The 19,354-nt window shown below is 55.4% G+C and carries 17 protein-coding genes; 4 read left to right on the forward strand and 13 right to left on the reverse strand.

What is annotated here, in order from left to right:
• Window positions 1–20 precede the first annotated feature (20 nt).
• The 4 genes from ACR0B3_RS12515 to ACR0B3_RS12530 are packed head-to-tail and all read right to left on the reverse strand — an operon-like array spanning window position 21 to window position 6,268.
• Window positions 21–1,295 carry a bifunctional folylpolyglutamate synthase/dihydrofolate synthase gene (locus tag ACR0B3_RS12515; RefSeq protein ID WP_480809374.1) on the reverse strand — a complete coding sequence of 425 codons (1,275 nt, stop codon included), beginning with the start codon at window positions 1,293–1,295 and terminating at the stop codon, window positions 21–23.
• Window positions 1,292–2,224 (reverse strand): acetyl-CoA carboxylase, carboxyltransferase subunit beta, encoded by a 933-nt coding sequence (accD, locus tag ACR0B3_RS12520; RefSeq protein ID WP_170685703.1) that lies wholly within the window; start codon window positions 2,222–2,224, stop codon window positions 1,292–1,294. Before accD ends, ACR0B3_RS12515 begins: the two co-directional genes overlap by 4 nt.
• 59 nt (window positions 2,225–2,283) lie before the next feature.
• Window positions 2,284–3,183, reverse strand: coding sequence for a CPBP family intramembrane glutamic endopeptidase (locus ACR0B3_RS12525; protein WP_480809375.1), 900 nt, complete (start codon window positions 3,181–3,183; stop codon window positions 2,284–2,286).
• Window positions 3,173–6,268 (reverse strand): ABC transporter transmembrane domain-containing protein, encoded by a 3,096-nt coding sequence (locus ACR0B3_RS12530; protein WP_480809376.1) that lies wholly within the window; start codon window positions 6,266–6,268, stop codon window positions 3,173–3,175. The genes ACR0B3_RS12525 and ACR0B3_RS12530 overlap by 11 nt, the downstream gene beginning before the upstream one ends.
• Before the next feature lie 234 nt (window positions 6,269–6,502).
• Between ACR0B3_RS12530 and ACR0B3_RS12535 the strand changes: the two genes are divergently transcribed.
• The 3 genes from ACR0B3_RS12535 (at window position 6,503) to ACR0B3_RS12545 (ending at window position 9,230) form a co-directional block, all read left to right on the forward strand.
• Window positions 6,503–7,264, forward strand: a complete 762-nt coding sequence (locus tag ACR0B3_RS12535) for a DUF6478 family protein (RefSeq protein ID WP_480809377.1) — start codon at window positions 6,503–6,505, stop codon at window positions 7,262–7,264.
• A gap of 10 nt (window positions 7,265–7,274) precedes the next feature.
• Complete coding sequence (locus tag ACR0B3_RS12540; protein ID WP_480809378.1) at window positions 7,275–7,628, forward strand: hypothetical protein; 354 nt, start codon at window positions 7,275–7,277, stop codon at window positions 7,626–7,628.
• Between the two features lie 75 nt (window positions 7,629–7,703).
• Window positions 7,704–9,230: an MFS transporter gene (locus ACR0B3_RS12545; protein ID WP_480809379.1), complete on the forward strand. Its 1,527-nt coding sequence runs from the start codon at window positions 7,704–7,706 to the stop codon at window positions 9,228–9,230.
• Window positions 9,231–9,277: 47 nt separating this feature from the next.
• Here ACR0B3_RS12545 and ACR0B3_RS12550 read toward each other — a convergent pair whose 3' ends face one another.
• The 7 genes from ACR0B3_RS12550 to ACR0B3_RS12580 form a co-directional block, all read right to left on the reverse strand.
• On the reverse strand, window positions 9,278–10,621 hold the full coding sequence (locus tag ACR0B3_RS12550; protein ID WP_480809380.1) for a S41 family peptidase: 1,344 nt from the start codon (window positions 10,619–10,621) through the stop codon (window positions 9,278–9,280).
• A gap of 6 nt (window positions 10,622–10,627) precedes the next feature.
• Window positions 10,628–11,761 carry a murein hydrolase activator EnvC family protein gene (locus ACR0B3_RS12555; RefSeq protein WP_480809381.1) on the reverse strand — a complete coding sequence of 378 codons (1,134 nt, stop codon included), beginning with the start codon at window positions 11,759–11,761 and terminating at the stop codon, window positions 10,628–10,630.
• Complete coding sequence (gpmI, locus tag ACR0B3_RS12560) at window positions 11,758–13,275, reverse strand: 2,3-bisphosphoglycerate-independent phosphoglycerate mutase (RefSeq protein ID WP_480809382.1); 1,518 nt, start codon at window positions 13,273–13,275, stop codon at window positions 11,758–11,760. Before gpmI ends, ACR0B3_RS12555 begins: the two co-directional genes overlap by 4 nt.
• 83 nt (window positions 13,276–13,358) lie before the next feature.
• Window positions 13,359–15,029, reverse strand: coding sequence for a sulfatase-like hydrolase/transferase (locus ACR0B3_RS12565; RefSeq protein ID WP_480809383.1), 1,671 nt, complete (start codon window positions 15,027–15,029; stop codon window positions 13,359–13,361).
• Window positions 15,030–15,044: 15 nt separating this feature from the next.
• Complete coding sequence (gene nqrM / locus ACR0B3_RS12570) at window positions 15,045–15,275, reverse strand: (Na+)-NQR maturation NqrM (protein ID WP_480809384.1); 231 nt, start codon at window positions 15,273–15,275, stop codon at window positions 15,045–15,047.
• Between the two features lie 15 nt (window positions 15,276–15,290).
• Window positions 15,291–16,316, reverse strand: a complete 1,026-nt coding sequence (locus ACR0B3_RS12575; RefSeq protein ID WP_480809385.1) for an FAD:protein FMN transferase — start codon at window positions 16,314–16,316, stop codon at window positions 15,291–15,293.
• Window positions 16,317–16,383: 67 nt separating this feature from the next.
• Window positions 16,384–16,569: a hypothetical protein gene (locus ACR0B3_RS12580; RefSeq protein ID WP_170685714.1), complete on the reverse strand. Its 186-nt coding sequence runs from the start codon at window positions 16,567–16,569 to the stop codon at window positions 16,384–16,386.
• Between the two features lie 123 nt (window positions 16,570–16,692).
• Here ACR0B3_RS12580 and ACR0B3_RS12585 point away from each other — a divergent pair, with 123 nt between their 5' ends.
• On the forward strand, window positions 16,693–17,217 hold the full coding sequence (locus tag ACR0B3_RS12585; protein ID WP_480809386.1) for a CBS domain-containing protein: 525 nt from the start codon (window positions 16,693–16,695) through the stop codon (window positions 17,215–17,217).
• 3 nt (window positions 17,218–17,220) lie between these two features.
• Here ACR0B3_RS12585 and ACR0B3_RS12590 read toward each other — a convergent pair whose 3' ends face one another.
• Window positions 17,221–18,000: a metallophosphoesterase family protein gene (locus tag ACR0B3_RS12590; protein ID WP_480809387.1), complete on the reverse strand. Its 780-nt coding sequence runs from the start codon at window positions 17,998–18,000 to the stop codon at window positions 17,221–17,223.
• A gap of 120 nt (window positions 18,001–18,120) precedes the next feature.
• A complete protein-coding gene (gene nqrF, locus ACR0B3_RS12595) occupies window positions 18,121–19,344 on the reverse strand; it encodes an NADH:ubiquinone reductase (Na(+)-transporting) subunit F (protein WP_480809388.1) in 1,224 nt (407 codons plus the stop codon).
• Window positions 19,345–19,354: the final 10 nt, after the last annotated feature.

Below are 19,354 nucleotides of genomic sequence, written 5' to 3' on the forward strand. Positions count from 1 at the left end.
ATTTTTGGCCAGATGAAGAATCAGGCGTTTTCTCGGAGGATATTTCCCGCGAGATAAAGCGATCCGCAGATCAAAACCCGCGCGTTTGGTGTCTGAGCGGTGATCGCTGCCAGTGCATCTGCGACACTGTCGGCTGTCGTCGCAGCCAGGTTCACCTTGGCAGCGGCTGTGGCCGTTTCTTCGGCGCTCAACGTGTTCTGCTCACCTGGGATCGAAACAGCCGTAAGACTGTCGGCCTTTTGAGCCAGTGGTGCGAGATAGCCGGTGACGTCTTTGGTATTCAACATCCCGCAAATCATATGCGTGGGCCGCTCTGGCAATGAGGCCAACACATCCGCCAGCGCGATGCCTGCCGCAGCATTGTGACCGCCATCCAGCCAGAGTTCAGCCTGCGGGGCCTGTTCAACCAGAGGGCCGGTTTTAAGCCGTTGCATACGCGCGGGCCATTCCGCCTTGGTAACTGCGGCCTCATAGGCGTCATCGCCCATTTGCAGGTGGCGTAACACGGCCAAGGCAGCACCTGCGTTTTCAATCTGATGAGCCCCCAAAAGATTTGGCATCGGCAGATCGCGCAATCCGGTTTCGTCCTGATAAACCAGTCGTCCGTTTTCCGTATGCACGTGCCAGTGCTGCCCGTGGACCATCAGCGGTGCACCCAGACGGGCAGCGGTATATTCGATAACCTCTAGCGCTTCGTCCTGTTGAGGGCCAACAATACAAGGAACACCCGGCTTGATGATCCCTGCTTTTTCAGCGGCTATCTTTCCCAACGTGTTGCCAAGAAATTGTTCATGGTCGATCGATACCGGGGTGATCACCGTCAATTCGGGCTGCTCGATCACATTGGTGGCGTCCAGACGTCCACCCAAGCCGACTTCGAGCAAAGTATAGTCAGCCTTTGCGCGTGAGAATGCGAGCAAAGCGGCGCAGGTTGTGATCTCGAAATATGTGATGTTCTCACCACCGTTGGCGGCGTAGCACTCATCCAGAACGGCGGTCAGGTCTGGCTCGGAAATCAACTCACCGCCCAGTCGAATCCGTTCGTGAAACCGCGCCAGATGGGGCGAGGTGTAAGCATGGACCGAGCGCCCCGCCCCCTCTAACCCTGCCCGGATCATGGCCTGGGTTGACCCTTTGCCATTGGTTCCAGCAATATGAATGACCGGAGGCAATTTGGTCTGTGGATTGTCCAATGCCGCCAGCAAACGCCACACCCGATCCAAGGTCAGATCAATGATCTTGGGGTGTAACGCCATCATCCGATCGAGGATGACATCCGAAGTTTGAGTGGTCATTTTTCGACCGCGCCCTCGGCGGGCGTTTCTTTGGTGCCTTCTTCCGGTTTAGGCGCTGGCAGATCGCCTTTGACCGCAGGTGGTTGGTTCATCAGCATCCGGGTGATGGTGATCAACTCTTCTCGCATCTCAGTACGCTTGGTCACGCGGTCGAGCATACCGTGGTCCAGCAGATACTCGGCACGCTGGAAGCCCTCAGGCAATTTTTCGCGAATGGTCTGTTCGATCACGCGGGGACCAGCAAAACAGATCAAAGCATTGGGTTCGGAAATGTGGACGTCCCCCAACATGGCATACGATGCGGTCACTCCGCCGGTGGTCGGATGGGTCAGCACGACGATGTAGGGCAGGTTTGCCTCTTTGAGCATTTCAACCGCGACAGTCGTCCGGGGCATCTGCATCAGGCTCAGAATGCCTTCCTGCATTCGTGCACCACCAGCGGCCGAGAACAGGACGAGAGGGCGTTTCAGCTTTACCGCCTCTTGTGCTGCGGCAATGATCGCATTGCCCACATACATGCCCATCGACCCGCCCATGAACGAGAAATCCTGAGCGGCCGCGACAATCGGGGTGCGCCCAATCTCACCAACAGCGACCAACATCGCTTCTTGCTCGCCGGTCTTTTTCTGGGCTGCTTTCATGCGGTCGGGGTATTTTTTCTGGTCCCGAAACTGCAGAGGATCATCTTTGGGGGCGGGAACATCTACTTCTGAGAAGATGCCGCCGTCAAACAGATGCGTGAACCTGTCGCGCGGCGTGATTGCCATGTGATGGCCACACTGAGTGCAGACATTCTGGTTCTCTGCAAGTTCGCGGTGGAACAGCATGGTTCCGCACTCATCACACTTGTGCCAAAGATTTTCGGGCACTTCGCGGCGCGAGAAGATCGAGTTGATCCGGGGGCGGACGTAGTTTGTGATCCAGTTCATGTCGGAACCTTGATAATGCGGCGTTGACGTCAAATAAGACGCAATGCGGGGAAATGCAATCAGCGCCTGAGGACCAATCGTGCCGTCAGCCAAGCGACAATCATCAGCGCAAAGTCAACGAGCAGCCAGGGCCTTAGGGCATCGGCATCCGATGCGTCATAAGGCAGATGATACAGCGCCAGACCACTCAGACTGTCGGGCAAGGAAATGACAAGCAGCGCTGCAAAATTATTAAGAAAATGCAAAGCGATAGCCGGTCCCAGGGTTCCGGCCCTCGCCGTGATATCAGCTGTCAATAGCCCGAAGGCCAGCGCCCAAATTGCAACCAGTGTTGCATTGTCACCAACTGTGCCGGGGCTGTAATGCCCTGCAGCAAACAAAATCGAAGGCAGACCCATCCAAATCAATGGAGATCTGAATCGCGCGGCAAGGCTTTGCTGCATGTAGCCTCGAAACAAAATTTCCTCGGCACTCGTTTGAACCAGAACTGCAAAGGCGGATAACGGCAGCAAGAGCAGCCATGTGGATAAAGCCAGGTTTGCAACCAATGGGGCGCCCAGATCATATGGCGGCAACACGAATATGACGGCGCTTAGCAAAACCAATGCCCGAAGGACCTGCCAAAACTGCCTTATCGTTAAAGATTGTTCTCCGAGTATCGAGACAAGTGATCGATGCTGAAACAGTCTTGCACCCAGCATCACACCAAGAGTGGCAAATACAAAGCTGGAGAGAACGACGAGAAGTGCTGTAGGTGACGAACCCGTCAGAAACGCGGTCGCTGACCCCGGTGTGCTGATATTGGCGACAATGGCGAACAGCGCCGCATTGAGCACCACCACGACCACTGCAACCACCGCGAGACCTGCAAGCAGTCGCCAAATCTGGGGATATCGACGAGCGTCGCCAATCAGCCGTTGATGGCTCTCATAGGCGCTTCGCCTTTGCTCAACGTGCATCGCCGTGCTCGGCACCGATGGCAGGCATATCCTCTCCGATCGGAGTGCTGCGGTCACGCAAACGCTCGGACACGGTGGTCAGATAGCCTGCGACCGTTTCAAGAAGCCGCACTGCGACACCTGCGTCACTTTCGATGACAGCTCGAAGCTCTTCCGCACCAATCCGCAAGAATGAACAATCCGTAAGAGCCACCAGGTCCAATTGCCGAGGTTCATTAGTGATGATCGCAAGATCCCCAATCAGCCGCCCGGGTTCGACCGTCGAGATCGAACGCATTTCGCCATGTTCATCCATCCAGTTTAGACTGGCCTGACCTGAGATACAAAGATATGCCGCATCAGGCGCTTGTCCGCGCGCGAAAATGGTTTGCCCGGCTGCCGCCTCGTACCATTGGGCTGAGAACGCCAGAAGACGTTGGTTGCGGCCATCCACCCGCGAAAATAGCTCGTTCGATGAGATGATCTTGAGCTTTCTGCTCAGATCGTCAGGACCTTCGTCCTCGACTTCGGAAGACACGCGCGAAACGCCATCAATGCGACCGTCTTTGATTTCGACAAACAGATCATAGGCTTCGGGATGGGCAAAGTGATCTTCCATGAAGATCATGATCGAGTCCGGCAACAACTCGCGCAGTTTCAGGCGGGTACGCAATCTGCTTTCGGAATCGTGGCTGGCCAATGCCTTGTCGAGGATCAGGATGTCAGGGCGTTTGATCCCGGCGCGCGAGAAAGCCGCACGCTCCTGGAACACTGTTGGCAGGTTGTTGCCGCCCAAGCCGGAAGGAAGGTCATAGATAATTGCTGCTGCCCTACGGCGCAGCCCGGCTTCGTTCAGGACTTCGGCCACAAGATCTTCGATTTCTTCCGCATGAGCGCCCGCCATGATCGATACACGGCCATATAGTGCGTTCTCCATCGCTGTAAGACGCGGCACATAGACACCCGGCGATACCGCCACGAACATCGTGCCCATGGCGCTCCTCAGCCTTTCAGCCTGGCTGCGGCGAATCGAGAGGATTTTGTCCTTGTACTCTTCCGGGAAACTGGGGCCGATTTGTTCGGCTGTCAGCATGAATGGGACGGTTAACAGCAGCGCTCGTTCCTGATCACCAATTGAATCATCGCCCTTGGATTTGCGGCGCTCCTCGATATCGAGGAGGCGATGATACATATCCTTCGACATGCCGAGCCGCAGGAACAGCGGGTGGTCAGCCCCATCCCGGCCAAAGGTCTGGTTCAGCGTTTCCAACACAGCCTCTGCGATGCCAAGCGCATCGTCGTCCAATTCATTGGCCTTCAGCAGTGATAGGAAACGCCCATCCCCGGCAAGGATATCGGGCGCAATGTCATGGGTCGGAGACGCGAACAGCAGGTTGCCTCCCAGTGGTACTGCCGGGTTGAACTGATCCGGATCGAACCGATAGACATATTGATCCAATCCCCGCTCTTGAAGACGTGTTGCGACCGTATCTCTGAGATTGACGATCTCTTGCGCCAAAACCGGGTGCACCTCGGGGTCGAACTGCGATCGCAACGTGCGACGGAACATGAACTCATCAATGCCCATAGCTTCGACAAGTTGGAACCACCAGTCGCGAATATCTTCAATGTCGTCGAGACCAGCCAAACTTGGGTCAATCCACTCATCTGACAAGGAATCGGGGGGATTGCCTGCGCGAACGGCTTCGATCTGGCGACGTGTCGGAACCCTCAGCGCCTCAACCTCGTGCTGCGGATGCGTACGCAATGGCATCAAAAGGTTGTCCCCTAGTGTGCCGTCAAACAGATAGGGCCGCGAATAGGCATAGCCAATGCGCGCGGCGATCACCGCTTGATGCAGATCGTTCAGATTGTGGCCTGCCATCAAAACGTCGCCCTGAACCGGCAACACTTCGCGCGTCAACAGTTGTGCGAGCGCGCTGCGCTCGGATGCGTGTTTTGACTGAATGGCAACCCGTGCACCTTGGGGGATCGTCAGATCAATGTCTTCGAGTATGGTTTTGCCATCATCGTCACGAACCGTCACGTTGCGCAGCTCGATATCGCCTGTCAGATGCGGGATGCTTTCGGGGACACCTTCGAACAGGTGTTCAGGTATCATGTCTGACGGGGCAAACCGTTCGGTCACAATCTCCCAACGCAGCGACATATCTTGCACCTGGTTGTAATAGGTCAAAAGATCCTTCCACGGGCCGCTAAGATCCTTGTAAGCCCCCAGCGCCGCCACCAGCGCCCCAACAGTTACCTCGCCGGTGATCGCAAGATAGCCACCCACTGAATAAAACAGGAATGGTGTCATCTGAGTGATCAGATTGTTGAGGAACTTCATAAAAAACTTCTTGTTGTAGATCTTGAAACGGATCTCGAACAAGGTTCCCAGGCGATGGCTAAACTGCGCTAGGCGATAACGCCACCCGCCATTGGTGCGCAGATCGCTGATCCCGGCTGCACTTTCGCCAATCTCCGAGCTCAGCCGACGGACTTCCTGAATACGATCTTTGTTCAACAAGTTAATCTGGCGCTGCAGTTTGGGGATGAGCCAGGCCTGCAAAGGGATCAGCGCAATACTGGCCAGCCCGAACCACACGCTTTGCATGAACAGAAAGGTAACTATCGTCATCATTTGGCCGAACTGAAACACTGGCTGTGCAATGGCATCGCCCATCAGACCGCCCATTGGCTCGGCCTCGGATGTGATCATCGATACCAGCTCACCCTGACTGGTAGTGGCAAAGTATGATTTCGGAAAGCGCATCGAACGGCTGATTAGGGTATAGCGCAACCGTCGCAGCATTCGCTCGGCCAGAACGCCTTTCATGGTGTTGATGCGCATCTTCATCAAACCGCTGGCGATGACGGTCGCCAAAAACGCGAAACAGAGAATCAGCAGGTATTGAATCTGACTCACAGTAAATCCGAACACCGTCACAGTGTCAGCCGGTGCACCGATCGCGTCATTGATTATCTGCTTGGGCAGCTCCAGCGAAGCGTAAAGGAATGGAAAGGAGAATACTGTTAGCAACAGCAAAACCATCTGCTGTTTCTTCGAATGCTTCCAAATGAACGAAAATAGGGTGGGTTCCATTCCCCTGCCTCGTAATGAACCTGTATGATGTTGAGACAACTGCTGATTGCCAGAGCGCTGACGGTAAGCCTCAGCACGCCCTATTGCAAGAATGGCGGCCGCTAGCAAAGCAGAAACCAGTCATACACAAGATCACATTTATGAATCGAGAAGAAATATCCGCTATTCAGGTACGAGTGATTTGTCCCCTGCCCCGACTTTGACTAAAGAGGGGCAGTCTTGAAAGATGAGGCGATGGGCAAATATCTGGACCGGTATATTCAGCACAAATCACTGGGGCGTTGGCGGCGTGCCGCACAGCGGTCCGATCAGATCGCATTGCCAGAATTGCGCCGTCAGCGCGATGAAGCACGGCAATTGCGTGGGCAGCTTGAGCAGGTGATCCAAAAGGCTGATGGCCGACTGACAAAACCTCTGATCGGGGCGAGTCAGTTTTCAAGACCTTTGGGAACAGACTGGTCATGGCGCCCTGACCTTTGGCGTACACCGTTGACCAGGCGGGGCATTGCTCCGGCTTCGCGCAAGGCAAGGATGGATGCGCAAGTCACGTTGTTTCATGATTGCAGCCAAGCCGATATCGGGATGCAGCAAATCCGAAACCGACGCGACAAGGATTTGGCTCCTTTCAGCATGGTCGTCGAAGCATTTGATTTTACAGGATCTTTCTTATCTCTTTCGGTCGATCTGCCCACTGAAGCAGCCACCAGACTAACGCGTCAGCATCTAGTGCGCGTTGAGACGATGATCGAATGTGAACGCCCCACCGTCCTATTCGCCCGCCTCAACATTCAGCATGGCCCCAATGCAGAACAGGTGCTGCGCGAACTTGATCTATCAGCGCCATCGACCGCAGTAGATTTTGATCTGGCCCATCTAGATCTGAATGAGCGTCGCATCGAAAAACTTTGGCTGGATCTGATCATAGAGGAACCTAGGATGAACCGCGTTGTGTTTCGCGATCTGACGTTCTGCCGCTATCATCGGGCCGATTTGTAAAGGGCACATCATGACACAAATCTCCCTGACCCCGATCCGTTTTGAAAACGCATTGTGGGAAGGCCATGTGACCAGCGACAGCCTTCCACAGATCGAGGTGTCGTACCTTGGTCGCCCCCTTCCCGATGTTGAGCTAGCGCCCGATCAAGATGGCTGGGCCTTGCGCATTCCTGTGCCTGCCGTTGCTCTATCAGAAGGTGTTCACTGCATACTGATCCGCGACGAAACTACGGGACAGAAACTGAGCGATTTCACAATCATCGCGGGTTCACCCGCCGCAGATGATCTGAGGGCCGAAGTCGCGTTACTGCGTGCCGAGCTGGATATGCTAAAGCGCGCCTTTCGCCGCTCTCAGGTCTCTTAAGACGTATCCTGATAGCCGGATCGGCAGACTTCTCTCTATCTTTTCAGATCCATACATGCATCAATGGATGCGTCTGTGGATCGCAAAAGCATCATAAAAGTCATCGCGTTGATGGTGACCGGCTTCGGAATCGGGATCGATTTTACCGGAGCCTTGTTGCTGGTCCCTGCCATCGAAAACAGCTTTGATGCGGACATCACCAGTACCCAGTGGGTATTGAATATATACGCCCTGTTCTTTGCCATGACGATGGTGGCCGGGGGTCGATTGGGTGACATGTATGGTCACCGCAAAATGATGATCATTGGATTGTCGATATTCCTCTCGGCATCGGTCCTGTGCTTCCTCTCTCCTGGATTGGATTACCTGATCGGCGCTCGGGCCTTGCAAGGGATCGGAGCAGGCTGTGTCTGGCCTTGTACATTGGCCTTCGGCGCCACCAAGGTCTCAAAAGAGGAACATCGCGCGCTGGTGATGGGGCTGATACTGGCCGGTGTCACAACAGGGAATGTTTTTGGCCCAATGATTAGCGGAGCAGTCGTTAATTTGGGCGATTGGCGCTTGTTTTTCCTCGCCAATGTGGTGTTTTCAAGCGTTTCGATGGCAACGGCGATCCTCTTGATGGAGCGTGAAACCGAGCACAAGAAGGGCGAGCATATCGATTTTGCCGGGATGGCTATCTTGTCTTTTGCCGTTCTGCTGCTCCTTTACGGATTGGACGTTGGGGCTGATTGGGGGTGGACTTCGCTGCCGCTGCTTGCGTTGTTTTTTGTCAGCGCGGTGCTTTTCTTTCTTTTTCCGAGGGTCGAAAAGAGAGTCAAAGAACCATTACTGCTGCCCCAGCTGATGCAGAACCGCGAATTTCTGATCACACTAGGGCTCAACATGTTCAATGTGTCCGCCGCGTTTGTTGGGCTGCTGTACTTCCCGCAGTACATGCAAAAAGTATTAGGCTGGTCTGTTTTCCAATCGGCTCTCGGGTTGGCACCTTTGACCGTATTGTTGGCGGTTGGCTCAATCGTATCGGGCACCTTGTATAATGATTTTGGGCCCAAGCGATTGCTCTTCTGGGGATATGTGTGCGCCACGGTAGGCGCGGCGAGTGTGGTCGTGATGCCCGCTGGCACAGGGTATCTTCAGATCCTGCCCGGAATGGCTTTGATTGGGTTGGGGGCAACACTCACTGTCGGCCCTTCGGGAACCGCAGCGGTATGTGCCGTCAAACCCGAACGCGCCGGGCTGGTGGGTGGACTGAGCTTTATGACCCATCTGGTCTATGGCGCAATTGCCGTCGCCTGCGCCACAGCGGTTATGTACGTATCAAGCCTATCAAGCCTGAAAACGCGCCTTGCCGCCGAGGGCATCAATATGTCCGAGGCGGATCAGAAAGCGATCAATGGCGGCACATTGACAACTAAGTCCGCACAAGCAGTGCTTGAAAAATTGAGTTCCGCCGAAGTTGAAAAGGTTCACGCCGCAATTGCGGCAGCCTTTGATGCCGGCATGAACATGGCTTTTGTCTTTGCAACAGTCTCGGTTGCGGCTGGTATCGCTCTTGCCCTGATGCTGGACGAGAAAAAGCTGCACAAGGTCGAGGGGTAGGCCGAACTTGGTTGGTATTGGGGCCGCGATAAGCGACCCCAAAGCCGTTATTGAGAAGGCCCGACCGGATTAAAGGCTGACAGGCCTTTGAGAATATCGATGGCGTATGCCAGTTGATAATCCTCTTCCCGCAACTCAGCCGTTGCTTCGGCTTTGGCGCGATCCTCTTCGATTTGACGAATCTCATCTTCGCTGAGGCTGTCATTGTTCAGGCTACCGCGCAGATCAGCTTCGGACCGTGCGGGCGTGTTTGTATCTTCCGCTTCCTCATCAGCCGGAGTGTTGCGCGGCTGTTCGACGATGATGTCAGGGCTGACACCAAGCGCCTGAATCGAACGACCTGACGGAGTGTAATAGCGAGAGGTTGTAAGACGCATCGCCCCATCACCCCGGAGCGGCATGACCGTCTGGACCGAACCTTTACCAAAGCTCTTGGTGCCAACCACAATGGCGCGGTGATGATCTTGCAATGCGCCCGCGACGATTTCAGACGCAGAGGCCGAACCGCCGTTGATCAACACGACAATTGGTTTGCCACCCGTCAAATCACCAGGCGTTGCGTTGAACCGCTCGCCGTCTTCGGGATTACGGCCACGGGTCGAAACGATCTCACCCTCGTCCAGAAACGCATCAGAAACCTTGATGGCCTGTGTCAACAGACCGCCAGGATTGTTACGCAAGTCCAGAACCACGCCGTTGACATTTTCGATGCCTCCGGCCTCTTCGATCTGCTCTTCCAACCCTTCCTTGAGGTTCGGATAGGTCTGATCGTTGAAGGTGGTGACGCGCAGCACAACGCTAGTGCCTTCGGTACGCGCGCGGACCGCAGTCAGTTTGATCGTATCGCGGACGATGGTTACGTCGAACGGCTCTTGCTCACCTTCTCGGACGACGGTGATCACGATCTCTGAACCAACCGGGCCCCGCATCAGGTCCACGGCTTTATCCAAGGTCAGCCCCAGAATGCTTTCGCCATCGACATGCGTGATGAAATCACCCGCTTCGATCCCGGCTGCATCCGCAGGGGTATCATCGATGGGCGAGACAACTTTGACAAATCCCTCTTCCTGCGTGACCTCGATTCCAAGCCCACCGAACTCACCGCGTGTCTGCACACGCATCTGCTCGGCATCATCTGGCGAAAGGTAGCTGGAATGCGGATCAAGCGAGGTCAACATCCCGTCAATCGCAGCCTCGATCAGCTCATCGGTTTCAACTTCTTCGACATACTGGGCGCGGATACGTTCGAATATGTCGCCAAACAGATCCAGCTGCTCATAAACACTCGCTTTGTTTTCCGCCTCTTGTGCCAGCAGAGGGCCCGCGATCTGAGTTGTTGCAACGATCCCTGCCACGGTGCCGGCCAGTCCGGCCATCACAAATTTCTTCATACTCGTTTATCCATCCTTGTCAGTCCGGAACCATTCGTCCGGGTCCACTGGGCTGTTGTCTTGTCTTACCTCTATATAGAGCGTTTCTGACCAATCAGTTCCAGTGCCTTCACCGCTTGTTGACATAATAGCGCCGATTTGCGGGGTTTCACCCGGCATTAAACCCACTGGCATGCCTTCGGGGATCACCTCTCCGGTCTTTCCGTACACCTCTTGCAGGCCTGAAAATACGAACAACAATCCGGGCTGAGGTTCAAGGATCACGAGATTCCCAAGATCCAATAGGGGTCCACGATAGCGGATCGTTGCGGCAGTGGGTGATGTGACGAGGGCGCGGGGCCGTGTGCCTAGCACAAGTCCGGGGCGGGTCACCCCCGCTGCATCCGTTTCGCCCGCACCGTGAAGCAAGACCCCTTGTGCAGGCAACGTGATCTGACCTTTTTGACCCGAGACATTTGCATTGGTCCCTTCAATCTCACCATCTGAAATCTCAGACAGCCCGCTTGCAAACCCATCCAGCGTTTCGGTCGAAGATATCAGGATCGCCGTACGCACGGGATCTTCTACAAACCGCTGCGGCAGATCAGTTCGATCCGCAATCGCCTCGCTCAGTTGCGTGCGCGCATCCTGCACGCCGGTCAATCCTTCGGTCAGCGTATTGGCGGCGCTTTGTTGCAGTTGCCGCAGTGTCTGAACTTCTCGCAGGTCATCGGCCAAGGATTGTGCCCGTGCGTTCAGGCCCGGAGTGACCTCGGACAACATCATGCCGGTGCGCGCAGCCCCCAAGGGTCCAGAGGGGTGCAGCATCAATACCGGAGGCGCAGTGGTTTCGATCGTCTGTAGTACGCCTAACAACTGTGCCACTTCCTGTTCCCGCACCTGCAATTCGGCGGTCAGTTGGGCCTCACGCAAGGCCGCGCGGCGCAGGCCGTCGCGCATCGCCGTCAGACCCGCTTCATAAGCTTGGATCGTCTGGGTCAGCGCCTGAACCCGGTCGCGCGCGCCATCGGCTTCGGTCAATGCAATCGAGGCTTGCTCGAGCATCTCAGCCGCCTCTAGTGCTGCCGCCGAAGGACTGGTTTGAGCGATGGTGGGCGCTGACCATAACAACGCAGCAGCAAAGAGCGCGCGAAACTTCATGTCAGCAAGGTTTCCCCTGTCATTTCTGTGGGTTTCGGTAATTCCATCAATTGCAACAACGTTGGTGCAAGATCGGCCAAGCGCCCGTCGCGCAGGCCTGCGCCTTCAGGGCCGCCCACAAGAACAACGGGTACGGGGTTCAGCGTGTGCGCGGTATGGGGCCCACCTGTTTCCGGATCGACCATCATTTCACAATTGCCGTGATCTGCGGTCACAATCATTGCACCACCAACCTCTTTCAAAGCCGCAACAACCTGGCCCAAGCCTTGATCAACGGCCTCACAAGCTGCAATCGCCGCCTGCAGATCACCTGTGTGCCCAACCATGTCCGGGTTGGCGTAGTTGGTGACAATCAAATCATATCCGTCATGGATCGCTTCGACGAATTTTTCGGTCACCTCGGCCGACGACATTTCGGGTTGCAAATCATACGTCGCCACCTTGGGCGACTTGGGCATAAAGCGATCTTCGCCGCCCTCGGGTTGCTCTTTTCCTCCGTTCAGGAAGAAGGTGACATGCGGATACTTCTCGGTTTCAGCCAGCCGGAATTGGCGCAAGCCCTGTTTGGCGACCCATTCACCCAGCGTGTTCACGATATCCCGTTTGGGAAACACCGTCGTCATATAGTCGTTGTGCCCATCAGAGTATTCGACCATGCCAAGCAGCGCGGATAGCCGTGGACGTGGCCCAGTGTTGAAATCTGCAAAACCGGGTTCTCCGATCGCACGCAGGATTTCACGAGCGCGATCAGCGCGGAAATTCAGACAATAGAAGCCGTCACCGTCCTTGATGCCTTCGTAACCGCTCAGCACCGTGGGCGCGATAAACTCGTCAATCTCGGACTGGTTATAGGCGTGATCAACGGCCTCATGTGCCGAGGCAACGGCGCGCCCTTGTCCCTTGACTATCGCGCCATAGGCCTCGGACACACGCTCCCACCGATTGTCACGGTCCATCGCAAAATAGCGCCCACAAACGGTGACGATCTTTGCCCCATCGGGCAGTCGATCTTCCAACTCAGCGACGTAGGTAAAGGCAGATTTCGGTGCCACATCGCGGCCGTCGGTGATAGCGTGCAAAGCCACTGGGACACCGGCATCGGTGATTGCCTTGGCGGCCGCCACAATATGATCGAGATGTCCGTGTACTCCGCCGTCCGAAACCAACCCCATCAAATGGGCTGTGCCGCCAGTCGCGTTTAACTTCGCGATGAAATCCTGCAGCGCATCGTTGTCAAAAAACGAGCCGTCTTCGATGGCCAGGTCAATCTGACCCAAATCCATCGCAACCACACGCCCTGCCCCGATATTGGTGTGACCAACCTCGGAATTGCCCATCTGACCGCTAGGCAGACCCACATCTGGCCCGTGAGTGACCAACTGTGCATGAGGGCCCTTGGCCATCAGGGCATCGAAGGTTGGGGTATTGGCCAGATAGGGCGCGTTGGCTCTGGTGTCGTCGGACAAGCCCCAACCATCCAGGATGCACAAAACGACGGGTTTGGGGGCGGTCATGAATGCTCTCCGATTGCGGCCTCGCCATCTTCTACCCCCTGCCCGAGCAAGGTTGAACCGTCTTTTACGGCGGTAAGGCAGAATTAATCTGACTTGTAGTCCCCAAAGGGTCGCGCCTTGCGGTTGCGATATTTCACGGTCAACTCAAGCGGCATGTCGTTTTCATCATAGATACCGATCACGATACCGGTTCCACCGCTGGAGCCACGCATGTTCAGCAATTGCTTCTCAGATCGAGTTGTCCGCTGTGACGGGCGCCGCGTCCAGGCGAAGAGGTGGTCGTACATCTCGGCGATGACATCTGCGTGTTCGGCGCTGTCGCCCACGTCTATCAGCTCATCCGGATCGTTTTCCAGATCGAACAAAAGCGGGCGAAAGCCCCCTTCGCAATGGATCAGTTTCCACTTTTTGTTCGCGACCATGAACATCACTGCGTCCCGAACCGATACATTCAGTGTCTGAGCAATCGGGGATGCAGAATAGTCGTATTCGCAGATCGCCACATTGCGCGGCGTGCTGTCGGTCTGACGGTGTAATATCGGCAGCAACGAGTGCCCTTCGAGAATGTGACCGGCAGGTTCCCCGCCTGCAACCTCAAGAAATGTCGGGGCCAGATCGATGGATTCGACCAAGGCATCACAGGTAGAGCCGCGCGTGACATCGGCTTCGGGCGATGGATCATAGATGATCAGCGGCATTTTCGTTGAGGCGTCGTGGAAAAAGGTCTTTTCTCCCATCCAGTGATCGCCCAGAAAATCCCCATGATCCGAGGTTAGCACGATCATGGTATCCTGCATCCGCCCGCTCTGCTCCATCCAGTCAAACAGCCGTCCCATTTGGTCATCGGCCTGTTTGATGAGGCCCATATAAGCCGGGATCACAGCCTCTCGCACGTCCTGACGCGAAAAGGTCTGGCCAATCTTGGTGTCCATAAACGCCTTTAGAACCGGATGCGCATTCTGGCGCTCAGCCTCTGACCGGACCACGGGCAAGACATGCTCGGGCCCATACATCGAGGCATAGGGTTCAGGCACAATGTAAGGCCAATGCGGCTTGATATAGCTTAGGTGACAGCACCAAGGGTCGTCGTGACTTTCCATGAACTCCATGCCACGGGTGGTCAGATAGGGTGTTTCACTATCTTCCTCGGCAATATTCGCGGCTTCAGACGAGTTCTTCAGGAACCAACCCGAAAGAACACTGCCATCTGCATCCAGCCCCGAGTTGGCAAAGTCGTGCCAAGGATTATCGCTCTCGTAGCCTTTGTCTTTCAGATATTCGTTGTACTTCTTGGCTCCGTCGGGATCGTAGAAACCATCCGGCCCCTCTGCCCGCAACCCGTCGTCGCGTTCGAACACGTCGAACCCGCATTCGGCCACACGCGCGCCAATGACACTATCAGGCTCCAACCCCAGTCGTGCCATACCTTCGGCATCCGCTGCCATATGCGTTTTGCCGACAAGCCAACAATCCATTCCCGCTTTTCGCAGGTGATCACCCAGAGTGATCTCTCCTACTTTCAGCGGAATATTGTTCCACGATGCGCCGTGCGAATGCACATAGCGACCCGTATAGGTCGACATACGAGAGCTGCCGCAGATCGGCGATTGAATATAGGCCCGCGTAAAGCGCACCCCCATCGAAGCGAGCCGATCAATATTCGGTGTATGAAGATGCGGATGTCCGTAGCAGCTGAGGTAATCCCAGCGCAATTGGTCGAACATGATGAAGAGGATGTTCTTGGCTTTGCTCATGCCAAGAGGGGTACCCTAGCCTTCCATCTGTTGCAGCATCTTTTTTGCACGCTTGCACTGCAACTGGTCGCGTAACGGGCTGTTCGGATCGATATCTTTCTGACAAACCACGCATTTATCCGCACCCGAGATCGCGTTAAGGCCACCACAGCTGCCTTTGATGGTTTTACCCATCAGCATCACACCCAGCGCCATGCCGACCATGACGATCAACAACAGCAAAAAGGCCAGAATAAAGGTGCTCATTGCGATTCCCAGCGGTCAGTTGGTCCCCAGCGCATCTTTGAATGCGCTGCTTTGTACGGTGATATAGGCTTCTTCCCCGCTTGTCACATCCCGCGAGATGAAGAACACGGCAAGTTTATGCTCTTCGGCCAGTTCCAGACCCTTTTCCTGACCCAAGGCCAGCATCGCCGTTGCCCACGCATCTGCCATCATGGCGTTTTCCGCCAGCACGGTGACCGAGGTGGTCCGGTGTGTGATCGGGCGACCGGTGGTCGGATCAATGATGTGCGAATAGCGAATGCCATCTTGTTCGAAAAAATTCTTGTAATCGCCCGAAGTTGCCATACCCAGATCGTCCAGTGGTACGATCATCTGAATGGCCTGAGCATCAGCTTCCGGCTTTTCGATTCCGATCCGCCAGCTTTCGCCTTTGTCGTTTTCACCCATGGCCACCAGATCGCCGCCGATCTCGACCATATAGTTTTCGACACCAGCTTCGCGGAGCTGAGCGGCCACCGCATCGATCCCATAACCTTTGGCGATGGCCGATAAGTTGATCCCAACACCCGCCTGAGACTTGCTTAAGGTCCCCGCACCGCGATCCAACGTTAGCAACCGCGATTGCCCCACTTGCCCAAGCGCCGTCGTGATCTCATCATCAGCTGGAACCGGATCCTCGGGCTTGCGCGGTCCGAAGCCCCACAATTCGATTAGCGGGCCAAGGGTGACGTCAAACGTCCCACCGGATTTCTCGTGCACGTCATTTGCGGCCTCAATCACAAATGCGAACTCATCTGATACTTGCATAGGATCAGTGCTGTCAGATGCCGAGAAGGTCGAAACCTCAGAATTTGGGTCCCAATTGGACATCTTGGCATTGACTTGCGCCAGAGTCTCTTGAACTGCCTCACCCAGCGCAGCTTCGTCCAGATCATCGCCGATGGCAGTGATGTTGAACGTGGTCCCCATCGTCTCACCAGATAGCCGCACCACGACTGGTTCCTTGTCGAACAGGCAGGCCGAAACAAACAGCATCGAGGCCAGTGCAATCAATGGGCGCATGTGGCGATCTCCTGGGAGTGGTCTTACCCGGCATATGCCAGTGACCCTGTTCAAAGTCAAACCAACCTCAGATCTTGAGCGGTAAAAAAGCCAGCGCAATAAGTCCAATGGCGGCAGGTACACCAAACAACCACGCACGTCTTTGCCACCCTTCTGGCTGCTGTTTCCAAGCCATGCGAAAATTGTGACCACATACAACAACCGCAAAGAAGATAAGCGCGGCGACGGGCGGGGTCAGGTACAGGTTGCTCACAGGCAAGGAACTCCTTGTAAAATGGTCAAGTTACGCCGGTTTTCGAAATTGTACCCTATACAGGACCAGTCCCTACGGTAAGGTGGAAGACAAGAACGCTATCGGCGAAAGAGGAGACCGACCATGGCCCCAAGCTCTTACCAGCCCCCCACCCGCGGCGACAAGGCCGAGTCGACCAATCGCAGCCAATCGGTTGAGACCAATCTGTCGCATACCCAGACAACGGTTGCGAAACTGTTGGACGGAAAAGGCGACGCGGTTTTCTCGGTACGACCTAACGATACGATTCATTCGGTTGTGGATATTCTGCGCGAAAAACGCATCGGGGCGGTCGTGGTGACCGACCAGAACGGAACCCTGCAGGGCATCCTTTCTGAACGTGACATTGTGCGCCGCATGGCGGAAACGCCGGGTCAGACCCTGCCTCAATCAGTCGCTGATCTTATGACCACAGAAGTCAAAACCTGCAGCCCCGAAGACTATCTGAATGACGTGCTGAAAACCATGACGGAAGGTCGATTCCGGCATATGCCTGTGCTGAGTGATGGCAATCTGCGCGGGGTGATTACCATCGGCGATGTGGTTCATTTCCGGTTGAAAGAGCTGGAATATGAAGCGCTCAGAATGAAGCAAATGATCGTCGGCTAAGACCTAAGCTGTAGTTCTTTCAATGCCGGTGCGACTGGTCGATATGAATTGAACAGAGCCCGGCGAGATGTCCGCCGCTGTCAGCCGATCCGTGACAAAAGCGCCTGTATCAATTGAAACGACATTGCGCTCGATCTGTGGCCTGTCCACAATCGTATGGCCGTGTACCACCCATTGTCCGTCCTTCCGACGTTTCTTGCGGAATTGTGGATGCCCCCAAAGGCACGTCCTTTCCTGTTGCCTGTCAATCGGCTGCGCCGGATCAAGTGCGGCATGAACAACCGTTACATTGCCGCTCGTCCAGGTCGTTGGTCGGTCTTGCAGCCACTCCAACAACGGCTCGCCCATTGCCTGGCGAAGCTCGATCGCTACTTTTGTTGGGTCGGACAGGTCGATCTCGGCGAGGCCGAATGAGGCCAGTGTTTGCGCACCGCCATTGTGGAACCAAACACGCTCAAACCTGATTGGATCATCAAGAAAGCCAAGCAACATGTCCTCATGGTTTCCCTCCAGGCATGTCGCGTTCTTGTCCGAACTTGTTTCCAGGTGGTGCAATTGTCGCAAAACCTGCGCACTGTGCACACCCCGATCAACGTAGTCACCCACAAACACCAAGGGGCAATCATCATCCAGCGCAGAAAGTAGCTGCTGAAACAGATCAAGCCTGCCGTGGATGTCCCCAATCGCATAAAATCTTTCGGCAGGCGCGAGCAACGACAAATCCGCTGACGGGTCGGGCGGGGTGCCCGGCGCAATAAGCCTTTTGATCCATCCGGTTAACATATGCCCCACAGCCTATAGGTGTAATATCGAAGTGGTATCCATAAGACTTCGGCAACTGGTAACTGTTGCCTGACCAACCACAAAAGATCGGCTCCAGTAACTGGAGCCGATCGATAATACTTACCCGCCGAAATCGTCGAGCATGATGTCTTCTCGGTCCACGCCCATGTCCAGCAGCATATTGATAACCGACTGGTTCATGATTGGCGGACCACACATGTAGTACTCGCAATCTTCCGGCGCGGGGTGGTTCTTGAGGTATTCTTCGAACAGAACGTTATGGATAAAGCCGGTGTAGCCTTTCCAGTCATCCTCAGGCTGCGCGTCGGACAGTGCCACATGCCATTCGAAATTTTCGAACTCTTTCGCCAGGTTGTCGAAATCTTCGACAAAGAACATCTCTTTTTTCGAGCGCGCACCATACCAAAAACTGATCTTGCGGTTGCGGTTTTCAAGGCGCTTGAGCTGATCAAAGATGTGGCTGCGCATTGGGGCCATACCGGCGCCACCGCCGATGAAGACCATCTCTTTCTCGGTCTCGCGGGCGAAGAATTCGCCGAAGGGGCCAGAGATGGTCACCTTGTCGCCAGGCTTTAGGTTGAAGATGTAAGACGACATCTGACCCGGAGGGATGCCCTCGGACCCCGGAGGCGGCGAGGCCACGCGGACGTTCAGCATGATCATACCTTTTTCATCCGGGTAGTTGGCCATGGAATAGGCACGTTCGATCGGTTCAGCGACGACGGATTTGTACTGCCACAGATTGAAGCGATCCCAATCCTCGCGGTACTCCTCTTCGACGTCGAAGTCGGTATAGGCCAACTGGTGCGCAGGCGCTTCGATCTGGATGTAGCCACCGGCGCGGAAGTTCACGTCCTCACCTTCGGGGAGGTCCAGCGTCAGGGCCTTGATGAAGGTCGCTACGTTCTCGTTCGAACGTACCGTGCATTCCCATTTTTTGACGCCGAAGACCTCTTCCGGAACCTCGATGTCCATATCCTGTTTAACAGCAACCTGACAGGACAGCCGGTCGCCGCAAGACGCCTCGCGCTTGGTAATGTGGCTTTCCTCAGTCGGCAGGATCGACCCGCCGCCGGAATGCACCCGCACGCGACATTGTGCACAGGTACCACCGCCACCGCAGGCGGACGGCACGAAGAGTTTCTCTGCCGCCAACGTTTGCAGCAGCTTACCACCTGCAGGAACCGAAATGGTTTTCTCACCATTGATGGTGATATTCACATTGCCGGTCGACACCAGCTTGGATCGCGCCGCCATGATGATGGCAACCAAGGCCAGAACGATGACGGTAAAAAGGGCGACGCCTAGGGTAAAGGTCTCCATTCCGCCCTCC

The organism is Ruegeria sp. CE9 (genome assembly GCF_056537425.1).

Coding starts and splice junctions, on each gene's coding strand:
- ACR0B3_RS12555 (WP_480809381.1), bottom strand. CDS start 11,761: ATGAAGTTTCGCGCGCTCTTTGCTGCTGCGTTGTTATGGTCAGCGCCC.
- ACR0B3_RS12540 (WP_480809378.1), top strand. CDS start 7,275: ATGACACAAATCTCCCTGACCCCGATCCGTTTTGAAAACGCATTGTGG.
- gpmI (WP_480809382.1), bottom strand. CDS start 13,275: ATGACCGCCCCCAAACCCGTCGTTTTGTGCATCCTGGATGGTTGGGGC.
- ACR0B3_RS12550 (WP_480809380.1), bottom strand. CDS start 10,621: ATGAAGAAATTTGTGATGGCCGGACTGGCCGGCACCGTGGCAGGGATC.
- ACR0B3_RS12515 (WP_480809374.1), bottom strand. CDS start 1,295: ATGACCACTCAAACTTCGGATGTCATCCTCGATCGGATGATGGCGTTA.
- ACR0B3_RS12525 (WP_480809375.1), bottom strand. CDS start 3,183: ATGCACGTTGAGCAAAGGCGAAGCGCCTATGAGAGCCATCAACGGCTG.
- ACR0B3_RS12535 (WP_480809377.1), top strand. CDS start 6,503: ATGGGCAAATATCTGGACCGGTATATTCAGCACAAATCACTGGGGCGT.
- ACR0B3_RS12530 (WP_480809376.1), bottom strand. CDS start 6,268: ATGGAACCCACCCTATTTTCGTTCATTTGGAAGCATTCGAAGAAACAG.
- nqrF (WP_480809388.1), bottom strand. CDS start 19,344: ATGGAGACCTTTACCCTAGGCGTCGCCCTTTTTACCGTCATCGTTCTG.
- ACR0B3_RS12565 (WP_480809383.1), bottom strand. CDS start 15,029: ATGAGCAAAGCCAAGAACATCCTCTTCATCATGTTCGACCAATTGCGC.
- nqrM (WP_480809384.1), bottom strand. CDS start 15,275: ATGAGCACCTTTATTCTGGCCTTTTTGCTGTTGTTGATCGTCATGGTC.
- ACR0B3_RS12590 (WP_480809387.1), bottom strand. CDS start 18,000: ATGTTAACCGGATGGATCAAAAGGCTTATTGCGCCGGGCACCCCGCCC.
- accD (WP_170685703.1), bottom strand. CDS start 2,224: ATGAACTGGATCACAAACTACGTCCGCCCCCGGATCAACTCGATCTTC.
- ACR0B3_RS12575 (WP_480809385.1), bottom strand. CDS start 16,316: ATGCGCCCATTGATTGCACTGGCCTCGATGCTGTTTGTTTCGGCCTGC.
- ACR0B3_RS12585 (WP_480809386.1), top strand. CDS start 16,693: ATGGCCCCAAGCTCTTACCAGCCCCCCACCCGCGGCGACAAGGCCGAG.